24 protein-coding genes are annotated in these 24,497 nt (G+C 50.7%); 9 read left to right on the top strand and 15 right to left on the bottom strand.

The window, feature by feature from the left end; translation table 11 throughout:
- Positions 1-2 precede the first annotated feature (2 nt).
- From pgpB to yciH, 5 genes are all read left to right on the top strand, one after another.
- Entirely contained in the window at positions 3-767 is a 765-nt protein-coding gene (gene pgpB, locus GBAG_RS10090; protein ID WP_034495661.1) for a phosphatidylglycerophosphatase B, read from the top strand.
- Between the two features lie 140 nt (positions 768-907).
- Positions 908-1,213: a LapA family protein gene (locus GBAG_RS10085; protein WP_034495660.1), complete on the top strand. Its 306-nt coding sequence runs from the start codon at positions 908-910 to the stop codon at positions 1,211-1,213.
- Between the two features lie 6 nt (positions 1,214-1,219).
- On the top strand, positions 1,220-2,389 hold the full coding sequence (lapB, locus tag GBAG_RS10080; protein WP_034495658.1) for a lipopolysaccharide assembly protein LapB: 1,170 nt from the start codon (positions 1,220-1,222) through the stop codon (positions 2,387-2,389).
- Positions 2,390-2,594: 205 nt separating this feature from the next.
- Positions 2,595-3,332 (top strand): orotidine-5'-phosphate decarboxylase, encoded by a 738-nt coding sequence (gene pyrF, locus GBAG_RS10075; RefSeq protein WP_034495715.1) that lies wholly within the window; start codon positions 2,595-2,597, stop codon positions 3,330-3,332.
- Entirely contained in the window at positions 3,332-3,658 is a 327-nt protein-coding gene (yciH, locus tag GBAG_RS10070; protein WP_034495657.1) for a stress response translation initiation inhibitor YciH, read from the top strand. Before pyrF ends, yciH begins: the two co-directional genes overlap by 1 nt.
- 133 nt (positions 3,659-3,791) lie before the next feature.
- Here yciH and osmB read toward each other — a convergent pair whose 3' ends face one another.
- The 4 genes from osmB to GBAG_RS10050 form a co-directional block, all read right to left on the bottom strand.
- Positions 3,792-4,010, bottom strand: coding sequence for an osmotically-inducible lipoprotein OsmB (gene osmB / locus GBAG_RS10065; RefSeq protein WP_034495655.1), 219 nt, complete (start codon positions 4,008-4,010; stop codon positions 3,792-3,794).
- 266 nt (positions 4,011-4,276) lie between these two features.
- Positions 4,277-5,035: a DNA-binding transcriptional regulator YciT gene (gene yciT / locus GBAG_RS10060; RefSeq protein WP_034495654.1), complete on the bottom strand. Its 759-nt coding sequence runs from the start codon at positions 5,033-5,035 to the stop codon at positions 4,277-4,279.
- Positions 5,036-5,077: 42 nt separating this feature from the next.
- Positions 5,078-7,510 carry a formate C-acetyltransferase/glycerol dehydratase family glycyl radical enzyme gene (locus tag GBAG_RS10055; RefSeq protein ID WP_034495653.1) on the bottom strand — a complete coding sequence of 811 codons (2,433 nt, stop codon included), beginning with the start codon at positions 7,508-7,510 and terminating at the stop codon, positions 5,078-5,080.
- Between the two features lie 4 nt (positions 7,511-7,514).
- Positions 7,515-8,414, bottom strand: a complete 900-nt coding sequence (locus GBAG_RS10050) for a glycyl-radical enzyme activating protein (RefSeq protein WP_034495652.1) — start codon at positions 8,412-8,414, stop codon at positions 7,515-7,517.
- 132 nt (positions 8,415-8,546) lie between these two features.
- Between GBAG_RS10050 and fsa the strand changes: the two genes are divergently transcribed.
- Positions 8,547-9,209, top strand: a complete 663-nt coding sequence (fsa, locus tag GBAG_RS10045) for a fructose-6-phosphate aldolase (protein ID WP_034495649.1) — start codon at positions 8,547-8,549, stop codon at positions 9,207-9,209.
- A gap of 48 nt (positions 9,210-9,257) precedes the next feature.
- Here the strand turns inward: fsa and yciZ are convergent, their stop codons facing one another.
- Complete coding sequence (yciZ, locus tag GBAG_RS10040; RefSeq protein WP_034495648.1) at positions 9,258-9,440, bottom strand: protein YciZ/DeoL; 183 nt, start codon at positions 9,438-9,440, stop codon at positions 9,258-9,260.
- Positions 9,441-9,659: 219 nt separating this feature from the next.
- Here yciZ and GBAG_RS10035 point away from each other — a divergent pair, with 219 nt between their 5' ends.
- On the top strand, positions 9,660-10,529 hold the full coding sequence (locus tag GBAG_RS10035; RefSeq protein WP_034495646.1) for a crotonase/enoyl-CoA hydratase family protein: 870 nt from the start codon (positions 9,660-9,662) through the stop codon (positions 10,527-10,529).
- Between the two features lie 108 nt (positions 10,530-10,637).
- Here GBAG_RS10035 and GBAG_RS10030 read toward each other — a convergent pair whose 3' ends face one another.
- The gene (locus GBAG_RS10030) at positions 10,638-11,537 is read right to left on the bottom strand and encodes a LysR family transcriptional regulator (protein ID WP_034495644.1); all 900 of its coding nucleotides are present in this window, start codon (positions 11,535-11,537) and stop codon (positions 10,638-10,640) included.
- 87 nt (positions 11,538-11,624) lie between these two features.
- Between GBAG_RS10030 and GBAG_RS10025 the strand changes: the two genes are divergently transcribed.
- Positions 11,625-11,999 (top strand): carboxymuconolactone decarboxylase family protein, encoded by a 375-nt coding sequence (locus tag GBAG_RS10025; RefSeq protein WP_034495641.1) that lies wholly within the window; start codon positions 11,625-11,627, stop codon positions 11,997-11,999.
- Positions 12,000-12,023: 24 nt separating this feature from the next.
- Here the strand turns inward: GBAG_RS10025 and pdeR are convergent, their stop codons facing one another.
- The 4 genes from pdeR to fabI all read right to left on the bottom strand — a co-directional run bounded on the left by pdeR (position 12,024) and on the right by fabI (position 18,487).
- The gene (pdeR, locus tag GBAG_RS10020) at positions 12,024-14,015 is read right to left on the bottom strand and encodes a cyclic di-GMP phosphodiesterase (RefSeq protein WP_034495638.1); all 1,992 of its coding nucleotides are present in this window, start codon (positions 14,013-14,015) and stop codon (positions 12,024-12,026) included.
- 297 nt (positions 14,016-14,312) lie between these two features.
- Complete coding sequence (locus tag GBAG_RS10015; RefSeq protein ID WP_034495635.1) at positions 14,313-16,247, bottom strand: exoribonuclease II; 1,935 nt, start codon at positions 16,245-16,247, stop codon at positions 14,313-14,315.
- A 101-nt stretch (positions 16,248-16,348) separates the two neighbouring features.
- Positions 16,349-17,506, bottom strand: coding sequence for a CMD domain-containing protein (locus GBAG_RS10010; protein WP_034495632.1), 1,158 nt, complete (start codon positions 17,504-17,506; stop codon positions 16,349-16,351).
- A gap of 189 nt (positions 17,507-17,695) precedes the next feature.
- A complete protein-coding gene (gene fabI / locus GBAG_RS10005) occupies positions 17,696-18,487 on the bottom strand; it encodes an enoyl-ACP reductase FabI (RefSeq protein WP_034495629.1) in 792 nt (263 codons plus the stop codon).
- A gap of 258 nt (positions 18,488-18,745) precedes the next feature.
- On the opposite strand from fabI, the gene GBAG_RS10000 reads away from it, so the two are divergent.
- Positions 18,746-19,153: an SRPBCC family protein gene (locus GBAG_RS10000; RefSeq protein ID WP_210434937.1), complete on the top strand. Its 408-nt coding sequence runs from the start codon at positions 18,746-18,748 to the stop codon at positions 19,151-19,153.
- Between the two features lie 55 nt (positions 19,154-19,208).
- On the opposite strand, the gene sapF is transcribed toward GBAG_RS10000, so the two are convergent.
- The 5 genes from sapF to sapA are packed head-to-tail and all read right to left on the bottom strand — an operon-like array spanning position 19,209 to position 24,486.
- Positions 19,209-20,015, bottom strand: coding sequence for a putrescine export ABC transporter ATP-binding protein SapF (gene sapF, locus GBAG_RS09995; RefSeq protein ID WP_034495623.1), 807 nt, complete (start codon positions 20,013-20,015; stop codon positions 19,209-19,211).
- The gene (gene sapD, locus GBAG_RS09990; protein ID WP_034495620.1) at positions 20,015-21,007 is read right to left on the bottom strand and encodes a putrescine export ABC transporter ATP-binding protein SapD; all 993 of its coding nucleotides are present in this window, start codon (positions 21,005-21,007) and stop codon (positions 20,015-20,017) included. The genes sapF and sapD overlap by 1 nt, the downstream gene beginning before the upstream one ends.
- On the bottom strand, positions 21,007-21,897 hold the full coding sequence (sapC, locus tag GBAG_RS09985) for a putrescine export ABC transporter permease SapC (RefSeq protein WP_034495618.1): 891 nt from the start codon (positions 21,895-21,897) through the stop codon (positions 21,007-21,009). The genes sapD and sapC overlap by 1 nt, the downstream gene beginning before the upstream one ends.
- Positions 21,884-22,849, bottom strand: coding sequence for a putrescine export ABC transporter permease SapB (gene sapB, locus GBAG_RS09980; RefSeq protein ID WP_034495615.1), 966 nt, complete (start codon positions 22,847-22,849; stop codon positions 21,884-21,886). Before sapB ends, sapC begins: the two co-directional genes overlap by 14 nt.
- Positions 22,846-24,486 (bottom strand): ABC transporter substrate-binding protein SapA, encoded by a 1,641-nt coding sequence (gene sapA, locus GBAG_RS09975; RefSeq protein ID WP_034495613.1) that lies wholly within the window; start codon positions 24,484-24,486, stop codon positions 22,846-22,848. Before sapA ends, sapB begins: the two co-directional genes overlap by 4 nt.
- Positions 24,487-24,497 lie beyond the last annotated feature (11 nt).

Below are 24,497 nucleotides of genomic sequence, written 5' to 3'. Positions count from 1 at the left end.
TGATGAGGGCAATAGCGAAGCGAACGACAATTGGAGCCGGAATACTATTAATCATGCCGCTAGCGGTATGGATTTCAGGTTGGCAGTGGGTTCCTGGTGCGCAAGGCGCCTGGCTTAAAATGATGTATTGGATGACAGAAACCGTCACGCAACCGTGGGGCATCATTACTCATGTTTGCTTATGCGCCTGGTTTTTATGGTGCCTGAGGTTCCGCCTAAAAGCGGCAGTCATGCTATTTGCCATCCTTGGTGCGGCTATTCTTGTTGGGCAAGGCGTGAAATCCGTCATCAAAGACAAAGTTCAAGAACCTCGTCCTTTTGTGGTATGGCTTGAAAAAACACAACATATTCCAACAGATGAGTTCTACAATTTAAAGCGTAAGCAACGTAGCGAACTGGTTAAAAGTCAGCTCGAGTCTCAGGCGGAAGTGCCTGGTTGGCTACGTAAACACTGGCAAAAAGAGACCGGATTTGCTTTCCCTTCCGGGCACACAATGTTTGCCGCAAGTTGGGCATTACTGGGCGTTGGCCTGTTGTGGCCGCGCAGGAGAACGTGGACTATTGCTTTGTTGCTGGTGTGGGCAGTCGGGGTGATGGGGAGTCGGTTAGTGCTCGGTATGCACTGGCCGCGAGATTTGGTAGTCGCAACATTAATCTCCTGGATATTAATTACCCTGGCAACCTGGCTTGCGCAAAAGTTATGCGGTCCACTATCGCCACCAAGGCAAGAAGATGAGGAAATAGCCGAACGAGACGGCGAACCTTGAGAATCTTGATTTAATCCCCATTTCTTATGAATTGGACGTCGCTAATGGATTCCCCGGAACACCGGGAAATGGTAGTTTATACCGTTGGAAATGCATTAGGGCATAATTTAGTCGCGTAAGACCACATGACGGGAAGTAATGTGAAATATTTATTCATTTTCTTACTGGTGCTAGCGATTTTTGTGATTTCTGTCACTCTGGGCGCGCAAAACGATCAGGTTGTACACTTCAATTATCTGTTGGCACAAGGCGAGTATCGCGTCTCCACCTTGCTGGCGACTCTTTTTGCTGCGGGTTTTTTATTGGGTTGGATGATTTGTGGTCTGTTCTGGCTGCGTTTGCGAGTTTCCCTTGCCCGCGCCGATCGCAAGATCAAACGCCTGGAACAGCAAATCACCACGGGTTCTGACACCACCACAGTGGTTGCACCGGCTGTGAAGGAATAACCTGCCATGTTGGAATTGTTGTTTCTGCTGTTGCCTGTTGCCGCCTTCTACGGCTGGTATATGGGCCGCAGAAGCGCGCATCAAGACAAGCAACAAGAAGCCAACCGCCTGTCGCGTGATTACGTGGCGGGGGTTAACTTTTTGCTGTCTAACCAGCAAGATAAAGCCGTAGATTTATTCCTCGATATGCTTAAAGAGGACACCAGTACCGTTGAGGCTCACCTCACGCTGGGTAACTTGTTCCGTTCCCGCGGTGAAGTCGATCGCGCCATCCGAATCCATCAGTCATTAATGGAAAGCGCCTCGCTAACCTACGAGCAGCGCCTGCTTGCGGTTCAGCAATTGGGTCGTGACTACATGGCCGCCGGTTTGTATGACCGTGCAGAGGATATGTTCGGGCAACTGATCGATGAAACAGATTTCCGTATTGGTGCCTTGCAGCAATTATTACTGATTCATCAGGCGACCAGCGACTGGCAAAAGGCTATTGATGTTGCCGAGCGTCTGGTGAAACTGGGTAAAGATAAACAGCGTACTGAAATCGCTCACTTCTATTGTGAACAAGCCTTGCAGTTGATGGGGAGCGACGATCTCGACCGCGCCATGTCACTGCTGAAAAAAGGGGCAGCGGCCGATAAAAACTGTGCGCGAGTTTCTATTATGATGGGCCGTATCTTCATGGCTCGAAATGAATATGCAAAAGCGGTTGAGTCATTACAACGCGTCATCAATCAAGATAGTGAGTTAGTCAGTGAAACGTTGGAGATGCTCCAGACTTGCTATCAACAACTCGATAAGCCACAAGAGTGGGAAGCCTTCTTAAAACGCTGTGTTGAAGAGAATACCGGCGCAGGGGCAGAACTGATGCTCGCAGAGATCCTTGAGCACAAAGAAGGGTCTGAAGTCGCTCAAATATATATCAACCGCCAGCTCCAGCGCCACCCAACCATGCGTGTGTTCCATCGTTTGATGGATTATCACTTACAGGAAGCGGAAGAAGGGCGTGCGAAGGAAAGCCTGATGGTGTTGCGAAACATGGTGGGTGAGCAAGTGCGCACCAAGCCACGTTATCGTTGCCAGAAGTGTGGATTTACCGCTTTCACGATGTACTGGCATTGTCCATCTTGCCGGGCATGGTCGACCATTAAACCGATCCGCGGTTTGGACGGGCAATAACGCATAGAAGGCGTAGCGTTATAAAAAAAACGCGCACTTTAGTTACAACATACTAATGGTTAGTATCAGGAACTAAACCTCAGCACCGAGTCGTTTGTGTCTTGCAGAGTGCAATGGCAACTGTAATTTTCTTCCCGCCGCGAGTAGAATGCTTGCCGTTTATCTCTTGCGCCGTGCTGGTGCCCAACAGTCAGAAGGTTTAGCCATGAATTCAACTGCATCCTCCTCCTCCCGTGTTGCCACCGACTCCCCAATTGTTGTTGCACTTGATTACGATAATCGCGATAAAGCCTTAGCTTTCATTGACCGTATCGATCCGCGCGACTGTCGTCTGAAAGTCGGCAAAGAGATGTTCACTCTGTTTGGGCCACAACTGGTGCGTGATATCCAGCAGCGTGGTTTCGACGTCTTTCTCGATTTGAAATTTCACGATATCCCAAACACAACGGCTCACGCGGTTGCGGCAGCGGCAGATCTTGGCGTGTGGATGGTGAATGTTCATGCAAGCGGCGGGGCGCGCATGATGAGTGCTGCGCGAGAAGCATTGCAGCCCTTTGGCAAAGATGCACCACTTCTAATTGCTGTGACCGTTCTGACCAGCATGGAAGCAAGCGATCTGGCGGATCTCGGCATTACCTCGACGCCTGCGGAATATGCTGAGCGTCTGGCACGCTTAACACAGAATTGCGGATTAGATGGCGTGGTTTGTTCTGCACATGAAGCTGCGCGTTTCAAAAGTGAACTGGGGCAGGCATTTAAACTGATTACTCCGGGTATTCGTCCGGCTGGAAGTGACGCAGGCGATCAGCGCCGCATCATGACGCCACAGCAGGCGCAAAGTGTAGGTGTCGATTTTATGGTAATTGGACGCCCGATCACCCAATCTGCAAATCCAGCTCAGACGCTGCATGATATCCGTCAGTCTTTGAAGCAGGGGGCATGATGAAAGACGATAACAGCCGTTTAGTTTACTCCACAGAAACAGGCCGCATTGACGAACCTAAGGCGGCACCGGTTCGTGAAAAAGGCGATGGGGTTGTACGCATTCAGCGCCAGACTTCGGGCCGTAAAGGCAAGGGAGTATGTCTTATCACCGGAATTGATGCTGATGATGCTACGCTCACTCTGCTAGCCGCAGAACTTAAGAAAAAGTGCGGTTGTGGTGGCTCTTTAAAAGATGGCGTTATTGAAATTCAGGGCGATAAACGTGACCTGATTAAATCGCTGTTGGAAGCTAAAGGCATGAAAGTAAAATTAGCAGGCGGTTGATTTAGTTGCTGAAAATAATCAGGCCACGGTAAATATACCGTGGCCTTTTATTATGACTGCTGAAAGTCAGACCTGAATATCAAAGCTATTTATAATAAATTAAAAGCGTTTGCGCTTTCACAGGCAACAGGCTTTATTTACCCACCTGATGGCCGATAATACCACCCACTGCGGCACCACCTAATGTACCCAGTGCGCTACCGTCAGTTAAGACAGCACCACCCACAGCACCAGCACCAGCACCAATCGCGGTGTTACGGTCACGTTTGGACCAGTTAGAGCAGGCGCTAAGGGACATTGCAACGGTCAAGGCCAGCACAACGGCAGCAATTTTTTTGTTATTTAAGGTCATATTACTTTCTCCTGAATTATTGATTCACGGAAATAAGTTTCTCTAAAAGTATAGTGGTTCTCAGGCAACTGATAGAAAGTCTCCGCGAAACTGCATGACGATATAAGACCTAAAAGATAACGCCAGTGATTATCACTTCCTGTTATATCGCTAATAAACATTCTAATTTCTACAGTAAATAACAACAGGTAAATAATCTTAAAGGGTGTGCAGGATAATTCTGATAAGAGAACTGCCCGCAACCGATGCAGGCAGTCTAAATGACATTATTCGAGGGGGAATTGTTTAACGATATTGACCTGTACGCCGCTGTCCTGAATCTGCTGCGTAGCGTTTTCGCTAAGACCATCATCGGTAATCACCCGGTTGATGCGTGAAATGGGGCCTAGCGTGTAGGGATGCATAGCTCCAAACTTACTACTGTCTGTCAGAACAATGGTTTCGCTGCCTTTTTCCAGAACCGTATTCACCACATCAGCACGCATCATATCGCGGCTGGTAAACCCGGTTTCCGGCAAGAATCCATCGATGCCGATAAACGCCTTACTAAAGTGCACTTGCTGAATAAACTGGCGCGTCAGCGGTCCAACCATGCTTTCGCTTTTCTTCTGGTAGATTCCGCCCAGCAAAACAACTTCACAGTCAGTATCTTTCAAAAGATGGGCGATGTAGCTACTCACGGTAATCAGCGTAATCTTTTTCTGCTCGGCTAAAGCGCGTGCCAGAAGGGCGTTACAGCTACCGTTTTCGATAAAAATGGTTTCACCGTCATTAACCAGTGTGGCCGCAAAATCCGCAAGTTGACGTTTCAGCGAATAATTGTTCATCATCCGCGTTTCAACATCTTCGCTATCCAGCGGTACGGCATAACCGTGAGCACGGCGCAGATAGTTTTTTTTCTCCAGCAGATTAAGATCCTGGCGAATAGTTACTTCTGAGACACCGGTTGTTTTAGCGAGTGAGGCCACACTCATGCGGCCTTGATCGATAACCATTTGTAAGATTATTTGTTGTCTGGAGTTCATGTCAGCCAATTATGGGCGGTGCTTAATGCACCGCCGGGATTATCAAAGTGTATGTTCAGTACGGGCTATAATATCATCCTGAGCGTCTGGAGATAAGGCAGTAAAGAAAGCAGAGTAACCTGCTACACGTACGACCAGATCACGATATTTGTCAGGATGTTGTTTGGCATCTAACAGGGTTTCGCGGGAAACAATGTTGTATTGCACATGCCAGCCTTTATGCGCCTCGAAGAAAGTACGCAGCATAAACATCAACTTCTCGCGGTCACGCGGGTTATCCAGGGTTGCTGGGTTCAGTTTTTGATTCAGTAAAACGCCCCCCAGAATTTTGCTGGTTGGCAGTTTGCCGACAGAGCTGATTACCGCGGTTGGCCCCAGACGGTCGGTACCTGATGCTGGGCTTGCGCCTTCAGCCAGCGGGGTTGTCGCTTTACGACCATCCGGTGTTGCCATGGTTGCGGCACCAAACGGCACGTTAGCAGAAATTGAAGATGTCCCAGCGTAGTAAGTCCCGCCGATAGGGCCGCGGCCAAAGCGCGTGTTGTGATACTGCTTCAGTTCATCAATGTACGTCTGATATGCGCGAGCCAGCAGCAAATCGACTTCATCTTCATCGTTACCATATTTTGGCGCGCCGTTAATCAAACGCTGCCGTAACTGCTCACCGGTCAAACCGTCAAAGTCATTAGCCAGCGCTTCGGCTAACTGCTGCTGTCCAATAGTACCTTGTTCAAACACCAGTTTCTTGACTGCGGCGAGGCTGTTACCGAGGTTGGCGATACCAACTTGCAGACCTGAAACCCAGTCATATTTAGCGCCGCCTTGCTTGATGCTTTTACCGCGCTCGATGCAATCATCCACCAGAGCGGAGCACAGAATATCGTGGGCGTTCTCTTCAAGAACCGTATCAACGACAAATTCTATCTCGATAGATTTCTGCGTGTAGTAACGAATCTGCGTATCCCAGGCATCCATAACATGTTCAAACTGGGTGAAATTGCCTGCGGAAAGGGCATGTTCTTGTGGCAGGAAGATTTTACCGCTGGTTGCGTCACGGCCATGTTCCATCGCCGCCAACATCACCCTGGCAAAATTAATGAAGCTCATGCCGGTGCAACGATAACCCCATTTGCCTCCCACTGCTGTTTCGATACAACCGATGGCTGCGTAGTCGTAGGCATCTTCGCGAGCAACACCGAGTTTGATGAATTCCTCAATGACGATTTCATCATTATTAAATGCTGGCATCCCGAAGCCGCAGCGAATGACCTGAACACAGGCGTCCAGGAAGTCATTGCTCATGCCCGCATGGTAGCGCACGCTCAAGTTCGGTTGTGTGGAGCGTAACTGTCCGCAAGATTCCAGAATGGCGTAAGACAGAGGGTTCACCGCATCAACAGCCTCGCCGTTCACCAGGTTTTGTCCACCAATGGTCACGTTCTGGTAAAGCGGGCTACCGGCCGATGCTTTGGAGTGGGAACCAGAACGAATCTTGTTCACCTCCAGCAATTTTAACCAGCAGCTTTGCAATAGCTCAATGGCCTGCTCGCGACCCAGGGTTTGCTCGAGTTCAACATCACGGCGATACCACGGATACAAGAACTGGTCGAGGCGGCCAAATGACACGGAGTGACCGTTAGATTCAATCTGCAAGACTAATTGCACGAAGTAGCTCAACTGCAATGCCTGCCAGAAAGAGGCCGGTTTTTGATGCGCGATAAGCTCGCAATTCTCAGCAATCGCCAGTAATTCATCACGGCGTGCCTCGCGTTGTTCAGTGCCTGCCATTTCTTTAGCCAGGGCAGCGAAACGCATAATGTGGTCACTTAATGCCACAAAGGTAATATCAATCGCTTTCAGGAACTGCTCTTTGTGCAAATCTTCCCAGTCGGTCAGATGCAGACGCGAACGACGCTCGGCGACTTTGGCTCGCAATCCGTCAATGCCTAGTTCCAGTAAGAGCGGGAAGTTAACTGCCAGATGCGCATCACCCGAAGTCATATTACCTTCAGCTTTGATAATGCCGCTGGCGAGTAACTCTTTCTGCTCGTCGGTAAACATGCCGTAGCAACGATCTTGGACGGTCTGGCCACGCCACCACGGGCAAATCTCATGCATTACTGCTTTATCGGCATCCGAAATAGAGAAGCCAGCGCCTGGGCGGTCGCCTAATTCATCAATCTCAGTTTCAATCCAGCCCACGGTATATTCCGGGAAGAACGGTGCACCACGAACGTGACTGGCCTGGTTACCAACAATCAGCTCATCGTGCTTAATCCAGATGGTGCGTTCGGCCAGATGATGGGCGAGGGCAAGAGCGCGACGCACCGGCAACGGTTTGTCCTGGTGCTGCTGGTAAATCGCTGTGTAATGCTGCGCGCGTTCGGTACAGACCGGCGGCTTCACAATGTGAATCAAGGCTTCTTTATGGTCTTTGATGCGTTGGCTTAAGGTGTTCAGGTTCAGTTGTGTCATCAGTCTATCCTCTTATCCAGGCGGTCATCCCTTTTTGGCTTGCGTACTGCTGGGCAAATTCCAGCAGTTCTGGCGCATCAAGAGGTTGCTGCGCGGCCAGATAAGGGAGATTCAGGAGTTTATATTTGTTGATACCTAAGGTGTGGTAAGGCAAAAAATGAATCGCTTTCACGCCGAGTTCATCGGCGGCAAAATTACTGATAGCGCGAATAGATTGCTCATCAGCATTAAAATCAGGAATCAGCGGCACACGAATGGTCATCTCCACATTGCGGGCGGCCAGTTTGCGGAAGTTATCCATCACGCGTTCAGCACTGCCATCGGTCCATTGTTTAAAGCGCTTTGCATCGACATGTTTCAGGTCGGCCAGCAACAAATCGAGATGCTCAATCGACGGTTCGATGTATTTCCACGGTACGTGAAGACAAGACTCGACAGCAGTATGGATGCCCGCTTCTTTGCTTCTGCGCAGGAGCTGTTCCGCGATTTCAGGCTGCATAAAAGGTTCGCCACCGGAAAGCGTAATCCCACCGCCGCTGCGGTCATAAAAGGGTTTATCGCGCAGGACTTTTTGCATAATGGCATCAACGCTTTGCGTTTCACCGCATACGCTTAACGCCTGAGTCGGGCAACAATCCGTCAACGTCACCATATCGTCAGCCATTAATTTTTCGCGTGCGATAACCAACGCGTCGTCAATTCGGCTAATCGCATGAGGTGCTGCCTGCGGACAAAGTTCGCAACCGGCGAGGCACAGGCGCTCATCAAACAACACATCATGTTCACGTGCGCGGCTTTCAGGGTTCTGGCACCAGCGGCAACCTAATGAGCAGCCTTTCAGGAACACCACGGTGCGGATTCCGGGACCATCATGCGTTGAGTAACGTTGGATATTAAATAGCATATTCCTGCCCTTGATCTTCTTTCGTAAATTAGATTACTTTCGAATGAAAGTTTTATTGATTTTGATCAGATAAAGAACAGACAGTGACGCTATGATGTCGGCAATGAGATAGATGACCAGTCTGGAGAGCTTATGGAACTGTATTTAGACACTGCTGATGTAGCCGCAGTTAAACGCCTGGCGCGTGTTTTGCCTTTGCAAGGTGTCACCACAAACCCGTCCATTGTTGCAAAAGCGGGTATTTCGCTATGGGAAGTGCTGCCTGCGTTGCAGGAGGCATTAGGCGGCGAAGGTAAACTGTTTGCACAGGTTATTGCCGCACAGGCTGATGAAATGGTGAAAGAGGCCGAGTTGTTGGTTAAGCGCGTGCCGGGCCTTGTTGTCAAAGTTCCGACCACGATAGAAGGCCTGGCGACCATGAAACAATTGAAGGTTCTGGGGATCCCAACGCTGGGTACGGCGGTTTATGGTGCCGCTCAAGGATTATTAGCCGCGCTGGCGGGCGCTGAATATGTTGCGCCATATGTGAATCGTCTTGATGCGCAGGGCGGGGATGGCATTCAAATGGTGCAGGATTTACAGCAATTGCTGACGTTACACGCGCCGCAATCTAAAGTGCTTGCCGCCAGTTTCCGCACACCACATCAGGCGATGTCATGCCTGTTGGCCGGTTGCGAAGCCATTACGTTACCGATTGATGTGACTGAACAGCTGTTAACCACGCCAGCCGTGAATGCCGCCATCGCGACTTTCGAAAAAGACTGGCAGGGCGCATTCGGTTCACTGAGTTTGTAAATTGAAGTGATCGTTTAAAAGCAGCGCCGGTTCATACCGGCGTTAGACTCAAATCTCCCAGGGTGACTTTTTCAAGTCGCTTTCTTTTTCCTCTTCGCCGTGCGCAATAGCGATTAATTCCGCTTTTAAAATTTCCAGATTATTAATGGCGGAAGCATGATCGCCACCCACCAGAATATCCAGCACAGTATCAATGCGTTTTGCGAGTTGCAGAGGGTTCACTGTAGGCATTGTGCATCCTGTAATTATTGGAAAAGTGTTGCCATCATAATGCAAAAAATGGCGCTAAAAGAGAAGGCGCAGACGCGCTTTTTTAGCCTTACTCATCAATCAATTATCGAACAATATATAAGTAATAATTATTAAATCCCCCCACACATTCATACATAAGCGGTAGTGGATTAGTCTGATCCTGCGTGTAACGCGCTTTCATAACATGAGGATAAGATAATGACAGTGATTAACCAACCGACTTGCAAATTGTTCACGGATACTTCTCGATTCACGCAATTGTCAGGATATTACGAAGCTGAACGCCGCACCGTGTGGATGATGCTCGGTGCACAGCCACGCCCTTGCTTTAATCACAAGCTGATTGAAGAAATTATGAACCTGCGTTACCTGGTTCAACAGGAGGGATTTGTCGTTGATTTTTGGGTGACGGGCTCACTGGTTCAGGGGATGTATAACACAGGCGGCGATTTAGGATTCTTTGTTGAATCCATTCAACAAGGCCAGCGTGAGGCACTGCGTGCTTATGCGCGGGCTTGCGTCGATTGCGTTCATGCGGCTTCTCGTGGTTTCGATAGCGGTGCAATTAGCCTGGCTATGGTTGAAGGCAGTGCATTAGGCGGCGGTTTTGAAGCAGCACTCGCGCACCATTTTATTCTGGCGCAACGAGATGCTCGCCTCGGCTTCCCTGAAATTGCCTTTAATCTGTTCCCCGGAATGGGCGCTTATTCGCTGGTTGCACGTCGTTCAGGTATGAAACTGGCAGAAGAGCTGATTTATAAAGGGGAGTCACACACCGCCGAATGGTACGAGCAATTTGGTTTGGTGGATCAGCTTTTCGAACCCGGCCAGGGTTATCTCGCGACCCGGACGTTTATTGATACCCTGCAACCCAAACTGAACGGTGTGCGCGCTATGCTGCGTGCCCGTCAGCGTGTTTTGCAGTTGCCGCGAGCGGAATTAATGGATATCACCGAGGACTGGGTTGATGCTGCTTTTTGCCTTGAACCGAAGGACATTGCGTATATGGAAAGATTGGTACAACTGCAAAATCGTCACAGTGCGACGACGTTGCGCAAAGCCAGCTAACCGCGCCACTTACGCTCTAATATGGCCGCGGGCAATGGTTTAGTTAACTTCTGACTTAGCCATCTGTTGACGCCATTCTCGCAAAGAAGGCGTCTTCTTTCACTCAACCTACTGTTTCCGTGCCCGAACCAGCTCAAGGAAAAAGAGCAACGCAGGGGACAGGTTTTCCTTCGACCATGCGACAGCAATTCCCATCGACAAACGCTTCGTGTCTTCCTTCAACTTGCGAAAAACCACGCCTTGCCGTTTGATGCACTGCAAAGAGGATGGAACCAAAGCGATGCCTTTGCCTTCGGCAATTAGCCCCAGCATGATGTGGTGATCTGGCGGCTCTGCAATCGCGTTTAGCTTAAAATTGATGCTTTGGAAAAACGTCTGACAATGATCATAAAAGCCGGGATTCATGCGCCGCTCAAACCAAAACATCGGCTCTTCGCGCAGGTCATCAAAAGAAATACTGCGTCTGGCGGCAAGCTTATGACCCGCAGGTAAAGCCACAACGAGGGGATCGTCGATAATTTTCTCAACCGCCAGATCCTGCGTTTCGGTATGCAAACCCACAAACGCTACATCCATTGTGCCGTTCTTCACTTCGCGAACCAGATTAACTGAATAATTTCCTTTTGAGAGAATTTGCCAGTCTGCAAAACGCTGCTGCATCTCTTTTGTCACATCAGGGATTGCGCTTCGTTCGAACACGGTGGTGTAGCCAATGATAAATTTACCGGCATCAGTGCTCCGTTTCGATCTGGCGACAGCAATGGCTTTTTCCGCCTGAAGTAGCGTCTTTTTAACCTCGGGTAAAAATGCCGTGCCGGCCTCAGTAAGCGTTACGCCACTCTTATGGCGATTAAACAACTGAACACCTAGCTGCTCTTCGAGCTGATGAATCTGCCTGCTTAACGGTGGCTGCGAAATATGCAGACGCAATGCGGCGCGGCTGAAGTTGAGCTCTTCACATACCGCGAGAAAGTAACGAAACTGGCGTAAATCTATAGATTCATTCATACCAAAAAGGTATCACAAAAAGGGTATTGGATGCATAGCCCGGCAGAATTTACAGTGCGTTCATCACACAACGTTAAGGAATGAAAAATGGAAAATGAACGCTATTTACGTGGGCTTGCGAAATTAAAAGAAGTGGACGGTCACGCCGGGGAACACGTCATCAACAGCCTGAGCGACATTGCGCCAGATTTTGCCCGCCTGCTGATTGAATTTCCTTTTGGCGATATCTATTCAAGGCCGGGGCTGGATTTAAAGTCCCGTGAAATTGCGGTGGTTGCCGCACTTACCGCACTGGGTAACGCCACGCCACAACTCAAAGTGCATATCGAAGGTGCGCTTAATGTCGGCTGTACAGAGCAGGAAGTCATTGAAGTGATCATGCAGATGGCAGTTTACGCGGGGTTTCCTTGCGCACTGAATGGGATATTTGCTGCTAAAGAGGTCTTTGCAAAAAGGAAATAGCCAGGCTTGCCTGGCTAGATCAAACTATCGCGCTGTTCTGGCGAGATATCGCTTTAACCAACGCTCGAATACGGCAGCGGGCATCGGTTTAGCAAATAAATAACCCTGCCGTTCGTTGACGCCATTCTTAGTCAGAAAGGCGTCTTCTTTTTGGTTTTCAACACCTTCAGCAATCACCTGTAAATTCAGCGCCTGCGCAACGGCAACGATTGCTCGCACCAGCGATTGCGATACTGATTGTTTGTGAATGTCGCGAACAAAACTTTGGTCGAGTTTAATCGCATCTATTGGAAAGCGCGCAAGCTGAGACAGTGAAGAATAACCGGTTCCAAAATCATCCAGATGTACCTGCGCACCCAAACGGCTGAATTGCTGGATAACGGAAAGGGCGAGTTCTTCATTTTCAATCAGACAGCTTTCGGTCAGTTCCACATCAATCGGGCAGTACTCAAAGTTGAGATCTTTCAGCGCTTGCTTGAGGTCGCTGAAGATAGTTTGATCGGCTAACTGGCGTGCAGAAACGTTCACCGCAACGCGCAAATTAATGCCTTTATCGCGCCATTTCGCCACTTGCTGAACCACACTCAACATCACCCAACGGCCAAGCGGGACAATCAAACCCGATTCTTCGGCATAAGAGATAAAATCCAGCGGCGGAATTAACCCGCGCTCCGGTGACTGCCAGCGCACCAGCGCTTCCAGACTTCGGACTTCACCACGCCAGGTCATCTTTGGCTGATAGTGAATCACCAGTTGGTCGTTCTCCAGCGCTTTGCGCAGGTTGGTATCGAGCCACAGATATTCAAAAACACGCTGGTTCATCTCAGGCGAGAACACGCAGAATTTACCGCGGCCGCCCTCTTTGGCGGTGTACATTGCGGTATCGGCATTCCGGATAACACTTTCTCTATCTTCACCATGCTGTGGTGCCAACGAAATCCCTAATGAACAACCGGTGTAAACCTCAATCAGCCCAATGCGGAATGGCTGTTTCAGGCGAGTCAGAATACGAGACGACATGGCTTCAAGTGCCGCCTGAGAAGTATCCGTTGCCAGAACGATAAACTCATCGCCACCGAGGCGCGCCAGAATCTGCCCTTCATCAAGGCAGCTGAGAATGGCCAGCGACACCGCCTGTAACAGCTGATCGCCGAACATGTGCCCGTAGGCGTCATTCACTTTTTTAAAGTTATCGAGATCAAGATAAACAATGCCCACTTGAGTATCAGCGCGATTCTCAATGGCAGCAGTGATTAAATCGTTGATGGCATTGCGATTGGGGAGGCCTGTGATGGTATCGGTATTCGCCAGAACACGCAGTCGCTCCTGAGAGCGGCGTTCTTCGGTAATGTCAGTACCCGAGCAAATCAGATAGATTTCGTTTTTGCCGCTGCCACTGTGGACGAATTTATTGCGAAACAAAAACAGGCGCTGGCCTTTACGGGTTTTTACCCAACGCTCGACCTCATAAGAATTCCCGTTACGGAAGAAGCCGCTGATATTTCGTTTCGAAGCGGCAGCCTCGCTGCGGCTCATAAAAAGTTTAAAGACGTTTTGGCCAATGACTTCTTGTTCTTTCAGTCCGGTATATTCTTCGCTCAAGCGATTGAAACGCTGAATATTCCCCAAGCGGTCAAGAATCACGATGACTGAATTTGCCTCGGAAACGACCTGCTCGGCAAAGGAGAGTCCCTGAACCAAATCGCGCGCGACAGAAGGGGTGTCATTCCAGGCGGATGCCGTGCCAGCCCACTCTTTCTTCGAGACTTTGCGCCCCACCAAATGCACAGGAACCTCACTGCCGAACAGTGAAATAGAGAGCGTGACGCTGGAGGTGATAACCGTCATCTGGCGGATTTGGTCTGCCTGCTCTGGCTCAAGAGCGACGACCTGGCTGACGTCTGAACTTTCGCTTGCTGCTAATTGCAACGCATTGCTATCGTTCGGCAAACGCCAGTATGGGCTGGTTGTCCCTAAATAACGGTAGAGCAGATTCTGCTCCAAATCGTCTTTCATGCTCTCTCCTGAACGGGGCCGACATAGCGTGCCAGTCTCTTATTTATATTAGCAATATAAAACCGATCTTAAAGTGACAACCGTGAGTAAAAGACATTGTTTTTGCAGAAGATGTGAGAAATCTGAATCTTCGCCTTTAGATTGGTGACTTTCCGTGAGTTAAAACCGGAAAAAAGGAGTCATAACGCTAATCATTTCCCAGTTGTGATTATTAACTGTAAATCAGTAACCGTGAAAGAAATCAAAAAAAGCTGAACATAAAGTTCAGCTTTTTAACGATGGTTCACAAACTTGATATCAGGCAGCGGGGCGAGCTATCACGCTGCGGGTTTCCATACGAACTTCCGCGATGGTGACATCAATCACGTCAGTGACTTTGTAAGCCACTTCGCCCTTGATTTGCACAGTGCCTAATTCCTGGCTGCACACCATTTCATCACGCACTGAGTGAATAAACGGGGCAGGGATAAAGGCAACCGCACCGTTATCAATCAGGCGAACACGCATTCCGCCACGGCTGACATCAATAATCTCTGCGGCAAATTTGGTATCCGTTCCCGCTTTATCTTGCAGGAAACGAGCATACAGCCAGTCGCCAACATCACGTTCAGCCATGCGGTTCAGACGGCGGCGTTCTGCCATTTGTACCGTAATTTCATCTTGCGGACGTGATGCCGTTTCACCTTTGATAATCGCTTTTAGCAGGCGATGGTTAATCATATCGCCGTATTTACGAATCGGTGAAGTCCAGGTGGCGTAAGCTTCAAGACCCAAACCGTAATGCGGACCCGGCTCGGTACTGATTTCAGCAAACGACTGATAACGACGAATACGACTATCAAGGAATCCGGTTGGCTGTGCATCAAGTTCGCGGCGCAGTTTGCAGAAACCGTTAAGCGTCAGCACTTCCTGCGCGTTAACTTCAAGGCCATGGCCTTGCAGCATCGTGGCAAGTTGTTCGATGTTTGCCGGGTCAAAACCGGTGTGGACGTTATAAACGCCGAAACCAAGTTTTTCACGTAGCACGATGGCCGCACAGACGTTTGCCGCAATCATTGATTCTTCAACGATGCGGTTAGCGATACGACGTGGCTCGGAAACGATATCCAGCACTTCGCCTTTCTCGCCTAATACAAAGCGGTAATCTGGGCGGTCTTTAAACACCAACGCGTGAGTGCGGCGCCAGTCAGCACGGCTCAGGCAAACACGCTCGAGCAGGCGAATTTGTTTAGCTATGGCGTCAGATGGTGGCTGCCAGTCGCCTTTTTCTTCTAACCAGTCGGACACATCGTCATATGCCAGTTTGGCTTTTGATTCGATGGTGGCGACGAAGAAGTTAATCTCGCTCTCGATGCTACCGTCCTGCGCGATAACCATGCGGCAAGCCACAACAGGGCGCGTGACATTAGGGCGCAGCGAACATAAATCGTCCGACAATTCGCGTGGCAGCATCGGGATGTTGAAGCCCGGCAAGTAGTTTGTGAAGGCGCGAACTTTCGCGATATCGTCAAGCTTGCTGCCTTCTTCAATCCAGGCGGTTGGATCGGCAATCGCGACGGTCAGTTGCAGTTTGCCGTCGGCAAGTTCTTCAACAAACAGCGCATCATCCATATCTTCGGTGCTAGCGCTATCAATGGTGACAAAATCCAGGGCGGTTAAATCTTCACGCACCAGGCCTTCATCGAGCATTTCAGTCGCTACGCCATTAGGCGCTTCACGCTCAAGATTGTGGCGTGACAGTGTCACCCACCATGGTGCAAGGTGATCGTCACCGGAAGTGATGAATTGAGTCAAATCAGCATAGAAACCGCGATCCCCTTTCAACGGATGGCGCTTCATCTCTGCGACGGCCCAGTCACCATTCTGGAAATCATGGGTGACGTTACGGTCAGCTCGACACTGAATCGCATCGCGCAGTAATGGGTGGTCCGGAACAATTGTCAGACGGTCGTCTTTACGTTGCACACGGCCAACAAACCGGCTGAGGAACGGTTCGATAAGCTCTTCTGGCTCAGCGATTTCGCGGTCCTTTTCGGTATGAATCACCGCGCTCACGCGGTCACCGTGCATCACTTTTTTCATCTGCGGTGGCGGAATAAAGTAACTTTTCTGGGAATCCACTTCGAGGAAGCCAAAGCCTTTTTCCGTGCCTTTAACCACGCCTTCAACGCGTGGAGTTTGGGAATGCAGTTGCTGTTTAAGCTGCGCGAGCAGCGGATTATCCTGGAACATGTTTTTTAGTTTTCGTGGCCAAAAGAGCGGCTGACAGTTTTACGCGAAACCACCCTTTGCGGCAAGCGCTGTTTGCCGCAAAAGCACGTGTTAGCTCATGCTTAACTGGCATTACCCAGCCCGATTTTTAGCCGATTCAACCAGCCGTATAGCCCTGAACTGACAAGTAATTTTACAATGTCATGCTCATTAAAACCCTGCTCGTACAAGGGTTGAAGCTGGGCGGCGCTAAAGCTGCCAGGCGATCGCGTTAACACACGCACAGCCTGGATGATTGCCCGTTCACGCGGGTGGTTATGGCACCACGCCTGTAACGCTCTTTCACCATTGCGCATGGTTTCTGGCAGATGACTTTCACCACGCCAGGCAAGTGCAAAATCTGTAAAGCAACTCACGCTGCCATTAATGCGTGCGGTCAACAGCCCAACCAGAATCGTATCGTCATTAGCCTGAGCTGTCGGCAGGCAAAATAATCGGGTCAACTGGCTCAATGCGTGAAGCGCTGAGACATCGTTTGCCAACAATCCGCTTAAGTCTCGTAACGCTTGCTGAGGTTCACTGAAATTGAGTGCCTCTAATTGTTGGCTATTGGCATAGCGCTGTTCTACCGCAGGCAAAGCGGGCTGCCAGGATTTATCACCTTCGAGGAATAACTCTGCACTGGCGTCCTGTTGCATATCAAGACCCGGCAACCAGCGTACAGGAAGCCCCTGGAGCGCCTGAAACACAGCAATCACGCGGGCCTGAAAACCGATAAAGCCAATCAGTTGATTAAACGTAACGATGTCATTTATTGAGAGCGCGACTTCATCGAGCTGCTGGCGCGAATTGTCATCAATTAACGTAGGCTGACTGGCCAGTTGGCGAGCGTACTGCGTGATCTGCGTCAGGCGACGATTGCTCTCGCGGGAGGAGTCAGGACCCGGTTGCGGGGCAAGGCGGGCGGCATAGTGGTTACACAGACGCTGAACGCCGTAAACCTGGGCGACAGTCAGAGCTGTACTCAGACGGTCATAGCAACTTAGCGTGTTCAAGCGCGTAACAGGGGTGCTTTCCGGGAGCAAACATTCAGCGGCATTGCGCGCGACGCAAAGCCAGTCTGCTTCAGTCGTACGTTGCTCAATACTGAGCGCCAGGTCGAGCAAAAAGCGGTCCTGAATGAATGCGGCCTCAGGAACTAACGGTAATACGGCGTCGCTGCGGCTGGATTGAGTTTCATGATACCAGTGGCCTTTGCCAGAGATTCGGCGTTGTTCCATGGTCGTTCCTTGGTCAAAGAGTTTACAAGCCCGGGTAAAACACCTGACGGCCTGGTTAGCTGCTTTATCCTGGCGTAACCACGGAACACGACAAAAGAATGATAGGAGATAACAAATATCAGAAAAGAATAACTGCCAGAGAGGAAAAGAAGAACAGGGCGGACGAACGCCGCCCCGTTGCGAACGGAATTAGTCTTTCAGTTCCAGTTCGTTCATTGCAGCGATGCTGAAGCCGCCGTCAACGTGCAGGACTTCACCGGAAACACCGGCAGACAGATCAGAGCACAGGAATGCTGCTGAGTTGCCCACATCTTCAATGGTCACGGTACGACGAATAGGCGTTACCGCTTCGCAATGTGACAGCATTTTACGGAAATCTTTAATGCCAGATGCCGCCAGAGTACGGATTGGACCCGCAGAAATCGCGTTCACACGCACGCCTTCTGGACCCATCGCGTTCGCCATATAGCGCACGTTAGCTTCCAGAGACGCTTTAGCCAGACCCATAACGTTGTAGTTAGGGATAGCACGCTCAGCGCCCAGGTAAGACAGAGTCAGCAGTGCAGAACCAGGGTTCAGCATTTCACGGCAAACTTTAGCCATTGCTACAAAGCTGTAGGAGCTGATGTCGTGAGCAATTTTGAAGCCTTCGCGGGTAACTGCATTCACGTAATCGCCATCTAACTGGTCGCCTGGTGCGAAGCCAATTGAGTGAACGAAACCGTCAAACTTCGGCCAGCTTTTCGCAAGCTCAGCAAACATCGCGTCGATGCTTGCATCTTCTGCCACGTCGCACGGCAGAACCAGGCTTGAACCCAGATCCGCAGCAAAACCTTCTACACGGCCTTTCAGTTTTTCATTCTGGTAAGTGAAAGCCAGTTCAGCACCTTCGCGGTGCATAGCCTGTGCGATACCGTAGGCAATGGAGAGTTTACTGGCGACGCCAGTGATCAGAATGCGTTTACCGGTAAGAAAACCCATAGCTTTGAATCCTTATAGTTTCTGCTAATTTTATGACTTAACAATCATAAGCTTACGATTGATTCGTCACAATTTTTCAACACGAAAGTGAAATTATATCCCACTCAGCGCCTGTTGTGTCAGCTTATTTTTCTGGCTCCGGTTAACTGGTTATCACGTCGCCAGAGGTCATTCCTGTTACGTTCACGCTAAAGCAAAATATAAAAGACGCAGTAAACTTAAATCTCACCCTGGAAACAGAAAAACCGGAGAGTATTGATGAAAATTACTGTTGAAACTCGCGTTAAAGCGCCAGTTGAAAAAGTCTGGCAGGCCTACATCAATCCGGAAGATGTTAAGCAATGGAACACCGCTTCACCCGACTGGCACACGCCAACGGCAGCCGCTGATTTCAGAGAAGGCGGGGCGTTTTCATTCCGCATGGAAGCTAAAGACGGCAGCATGGGGTTTGATTTTTCTGGAGTTTATACCCGCATTGTGCCGCTACAACTCATTGAGTACACCTTCGGAGATCGCGAAGCGAAAGTGGAATTTACTCAAACCGCCGATGGCGTAGAGGTGCGTCTGGATTTCGACCCGGATCAACAATACCCCGTTGAACACCAGAAGAACGGCTGGCAGGCGATTCTGGATAATTTTGCGCGGTATGTTGAGGCAAAAAGTTGAGATGAGTTTTGTAGGTCGGATAAGCGAAGCGCCATCCGACTTACTTCCCTGATAACTAGCGATCTTTTCGCCATGCATCCGCCGTCAGTGCTTCACCAAAGTGGCTGGTAATCAGGCGTTTGGTTAAATCATGCAGTGGCGAGGCGAGAACATCCGCCGTGCTGCCACGCTCAACGACTTCACCCTGATGCATCACCATTACCTGGTCGCTGATGTGTTTCATCATCCCGATATGTTGAGTCACGTAAATATAGGCAATGCCCTGTTTTTCCTGAAGTTCAAGCATTAGGTTGATCAGTTGCGAACGCATCGACATATCGAGTGAAGCCAGCGCTTCATCGGCAATAATCACTTTCGGGCGCAGAATTAACGCACGCGCCAGACCCAGACGCTGTTTTTGACCAGGCGCGAGCATGTGCGGGTAATAACTGGCATGATCGGGCAGCAAACCGACCATGCGTAGCGTTTCGATAATCTGCTTATTTCGCGCTTCCGGCTCCAGGTCTGTATTCAGTCGCAGCGGGAAATCGAGGATCTGCGAAATACGCTGGCGCGGATTAAGCGACGTGCTTGGGTCCTGGAAAATCATGCGAATATGCTGGCTACGGTAGGTATAGTCGCCGTAATGCAGTAAATGGTCGTCGATCACCATCTCGCCGGTCGTGGGTTCAATCATCCCTGCGAGCATTTTCGCCAGCGTTGATTTGCCTGAGCCGTTCTCACCGATAATCGCCAGCGTCTGTTTTTCTCGCAGGGTGAAACTCAGCGGTTTGACGGCGTCAACATGCTGACGATGGAACAGCCCCGTACGGTAACGAAACGTTTTACTTAAATTACGGACTTCGAGCAGCGTTTCGACCATTACTGACTCTCCATATTCAGCGGGAAGTGGCAGGCATAAAGATGGTTTTTTGCCCCCATCAGACGTGGCGTTTCGATGCATTCACGTTGTGCGTAAGGGCAGCGCGGCCCGAGCCGGCAACCCATCGGTAAATGCTCCAGTAAAGGGATCGCGCCCGTCATGGTATTCAGTCGGCTTTTGGGCGGCATCGGGCTACCAAAGTCCGGGATGGCGCGGATTAGCGCCTGGGTATACGGGTGGTGCGGCGTGGCAATAAGATCTTCGCTTGTGGCACTCTCCACCGTTTGCCCGCAGTACATCACGTTAATTTTATCGGCCCACTGGCTCAACATCTGCAAGTCGTGGCTGATCAATAAAATCGTGGTGTTGTTGTACTGGTTCAGACGGGTGAGCAATTTGAAAATTTGGAGTTGAGTCGTCGGTTCCATGGCGTTTGTCGGCTCATCGGCAATCAACAAACGTGGCTGATTCGCCAGCGCAATGGCAATCATCACTTTCTGGCATTCGCCGTCGGTCAGTTCGTACGGATAACTGCGCATCGCATCTTTGTGATCTTTAATCCCGACGCGGTGTAGCAGCTCTATCGCCCGGCGTTTACGCCAGCCAAACCGTTTCCACCAGCGGCCCTTATAAGTCCAGCCGGGAATATTCTGCGTCAGCTGGCGGCCCACTCGCTCTGAAGGATCCAGACACGATTGCGGTTCCTGGAAAATCATCGAAACGTTATGGCCGACCAGGCGTCGACGCTCGCGGCCACTCAAGCGTAGCAGGTCGATGTCGTCAAACCGCATACGGTCGGCGGTGACGCGCCAGTTATCTTTGGTGACACCGCAAATGGCTTTGGCAATCAGGCTTTTTCCTGAACCAGACTCGCCGACTAAACCGCGGATTTCCCCTTCGTTCAGGGTCATACTGACGCGGTCTACCGCTTTAACCCAACCTTCGGATGTCATAAATTCGATGGTCAGATTTCGAATATCAAGTAATGGCATTATTGCACCCCCGCATTGATTGCGCGGCGTAAACCATCGCCCAGCAGGTTGACCAGCAGCACACTGATCATGATAGCCACTCCTGGCAGCATAACCGTCCACGGAGCGACATAAATCAGCTCCAGCGCGTCACCCAACATGGAACCCCATTCCGGGGACGGGAGTTGTGCGCCTAAATCCAGGAAACCTAAGGCCGCAATATCAAGAATCGCCATCGACAGCGCGCGGGTAATTTCAGTCACCAGAATCGCGGCGGTATTGGGCATCACGGCAAACCAAAGAATATTTAACGTCGATGCACCATCCAGACGGGCGGCAACCACATAATCCTTTTCCAGCTCGTCATGCACCGCGCTGTAAACCGAGCGCACCATGCGGGGCAAAAGTGCCAGCCACACCGCGAACATAGCGTGAACCAGATGCGGACCGACAAACGCGACCACGATAATCGCCAGCAACAGGGAAGGGATCGACAGCAGCGTGTCGAGAATATGGTTCAGCACCGCAGAACGTAAGCCATGTGTTGAACCCGCAAAAACGCCGAGAATAATCCCGAACACGGCCGCAGCCAGTGTCACCACAAACGCACCACCAACGGTGGGAGCGGCGCCATTTAATAAGCGGCTTAAAACATCGCGACCCAGATCATCGGTGCCGAGGAAAAACGACACATCGCCATAGCGTGACCAGGAAGGCGGTAACAATTGATAACCGAGGAATTGCTGGTCGATGCCATACGGCGCAAAGACGCCACCAAATATACATAACAGCACCAAAGCCCCGCAACCATACAGGCCAATCATTGCCGTGGTGTCGCCGTAAAACTTGCGCCATGTCAGGCGTAGCGTGCTCGGCGGTCGCTTCTCGCGATAGACGCTATCGTAAGGCATACCATTCCTTATGTGTCAGTGGGTTTGCCATCGCACCCAAAATATCGGAGATAACGTTCACAATAATCACCAACGAACCGATGACCATTACGCCTGCGGAAATGGCTGTATAGTCCTGTTGGCGAATAGCGTTGATAAGCCAGCGCCCAAGACCCGGCCAGCTGAACACCACTTCGGTGATCATTGCCAGCGTCAGCATGGTTGAAAATTGCAGGCCGAGGCGTGGAATGACCGGCGGCAGCGCGTTGTGCAAGACATGACGATGCAAAATCGTCAGGCGTGACAAACCCCGCGTTGCCGCTGCTTTTATATAGTTTTGGTCAAACACTTCAATGGTGCTCAGACGCATCAAACGCACCACTTCGGTGGTCGGGGCGACAGCCAGTGCGACCACGGGCAAGATCATGTGGCGAATGGCGCTCATGATCATCTCTTCGCGGTAAGGCGAGTCAGACAGCCAGGCATCAACCAGGGCAAAACCTGTCTCAGACTTCACTTCATAGAGCAAATCAAAACGCCCGGAAACCGGTAGCCAACCTAACGTTAACGAGAAGAACATCGTCAGCAGGAGCGCAAACCAGAACACCGGAATCGAGAAGCCTAACAGGGCGAGGGCGCTGATCAGTTTATCCTGCCATTTATTGCGCATGATTCCGGCCAACATTCCTACCGGAATACCCACCAGTAGCGCGAGGCCAAACGCCAGCAGGCAAAGTTCCATCGTGGCCGGGAAGACCATGCGTAACTGTTCGTTTATCGACTGGCCGTTAATGCTGGACACGCCGAAATCCCAGTGCAGGATACTTTCAAACCAGAACACCCAGGCGTTCCACAGCGATGCACCCTGCAGCGGAGCGTGGGGAGTAAAGTAGTTGAGGCTAAAACCAATAAAGGTCAGAAAAAACAGCGTAACCAGCAGCAATAGCAGGCGGCGCAAGGTGTAAATAATCATGGTTTTTTCACCTCAACATTCTCACGGGAAACCCCCGCAAACGATGCGTTACCAAACGGACTTAGCACCAGGCCTTTAATGTCATAGCGGTAGGCTTGCAAACGCAGCGATGACGCCAGTGGCAGCACCGGCAATTCTGCTGCCAGAATATCCTGCGCTTCGCGATAAGCCTCAATGCGTGACGCCAGTTGCTGAGAGGCCAGTGCCTTCTGTAGCACTTGATCAAACTTAGGATCACACCAGCGAGCATAGTTGGTCTGGGAACGAATGGCGGCGCAGCTCAGCATCGGGCGGAAGAAACTGTCCGGATCGTTACTGTCTGTTGCCCAACCGGCGAGCGTCAAATCATGGTTCATGTCCATCAAACGCGCTTCCTGGAAGCGACCTTCGACCGGCACAATAATCACCTTCACCCCAATCTGCGCCATATCAGCCTGAATCAACTCTGCCGTTTTTAGCGGGCTTGGGTTCCACGCCTGAGAGCTGGTCGGCACCCAGAGGCGTAATTCCAGGTTATTCAGACCGAGAGCTTTGAGTTGCTGGCGGGCTTTTTCTGGATTGTATTCGGTAATTTTAGAATCACTGTCATACGCCCAGGACGCGCGGGGCAAAATAGAAGCGGCTGTTTCGGCTGTCCCGTAATAAATCGACTGCATCAGACGTTGGTTATTGATAGCCAGCGCCAGCGCATGGCGCACTGCCGGGTTATTTAGCGGGGCTTTATTAGTGTTAAACGCCAGATACGCGATGTTCATCCCTGGGCGCAAAGTCAGCCGTAGACGCGGGTCATCACGCAAAATCGTTAACTGACTGGCCGCAGGATACGCCAAGACATCACATTCCCCCGTCAGCAACTTAGACAATCTGCCCGTCCCGCCTGACCCCAGGTCCAGAACGACCTGCGGCATTAATGGCACGCCGCGCCAGAATTTCTGGTGGCGAGCCAGGCGAATGTACTGCCCGGCACGATACTCGCTAATCTGGAATGGCCCGGTACCTACTGGCTGACGGTCCATCAACTCCTGGCGATCGGCTTTAGTCAGCTGTGCGGCATATTCCGCTGACATGACGGACGCATAGTGCGTTGCCATGTGCCACAGGAATGAGGCGTCAGGTTTTTCGAGACGAAATTCGACAGTGTTATTGTCCAGTTTACGCACACTTTTCACGGAGTCCGGGAACTGGAGACTATCAAAATAGGGATAGTTGCCGCCATTAACGTTATGCCACGGGTGTTTGCGGTCAAAAACACGTTGGAAGCTGAACACCACATCGTCGGCATTCAATGCGCGTGTAGGTTTAAACCACGGAGTGGTCTGGAATTGCACATTTGAGCGTAAATGGAAGCGGTAAGTGGCCCCGTTATCCAGCACTTCCCAGCTTTCAGCCAGTTCAGGCACCAGGCGATAGGTGTAGGGATCAACATCCAGTAAGCGGTCATACAACTGTGCGGCGAGGGTGTCGACAATCAAGCCGCCGCTGGCCATTTGCGGATTAAAGGTATTGACCTGACCGCTGACACAATAAACAAATCCGCTGCTACGGATATCTGCTGGCTTTTCAACAGGTGGGGCAGCAAATGCCGCGCCACTCAGGCAGCTAACCGCCAGTAACAGGGAGGATACAATTCCGCGCATAAGTTTTTGAG

Origin of the sequence: Buttiauxella agrestis ATCC 33320, from assembly GCF_000735355.1 — a bacterium.
GTDB classification, from domain to species: Bacteria; Pseudomonadota; Gammaproteobacteria; order Enterobacterales; family Enterobacteriaceae; genus Buttiauxella; species Buttiauxella agrestis.
The sequence above is the reverse complement of the archived record's forward strand: the minus strand, read 5'-3'. Positions and strand labels throughout refer to the sequence as shown.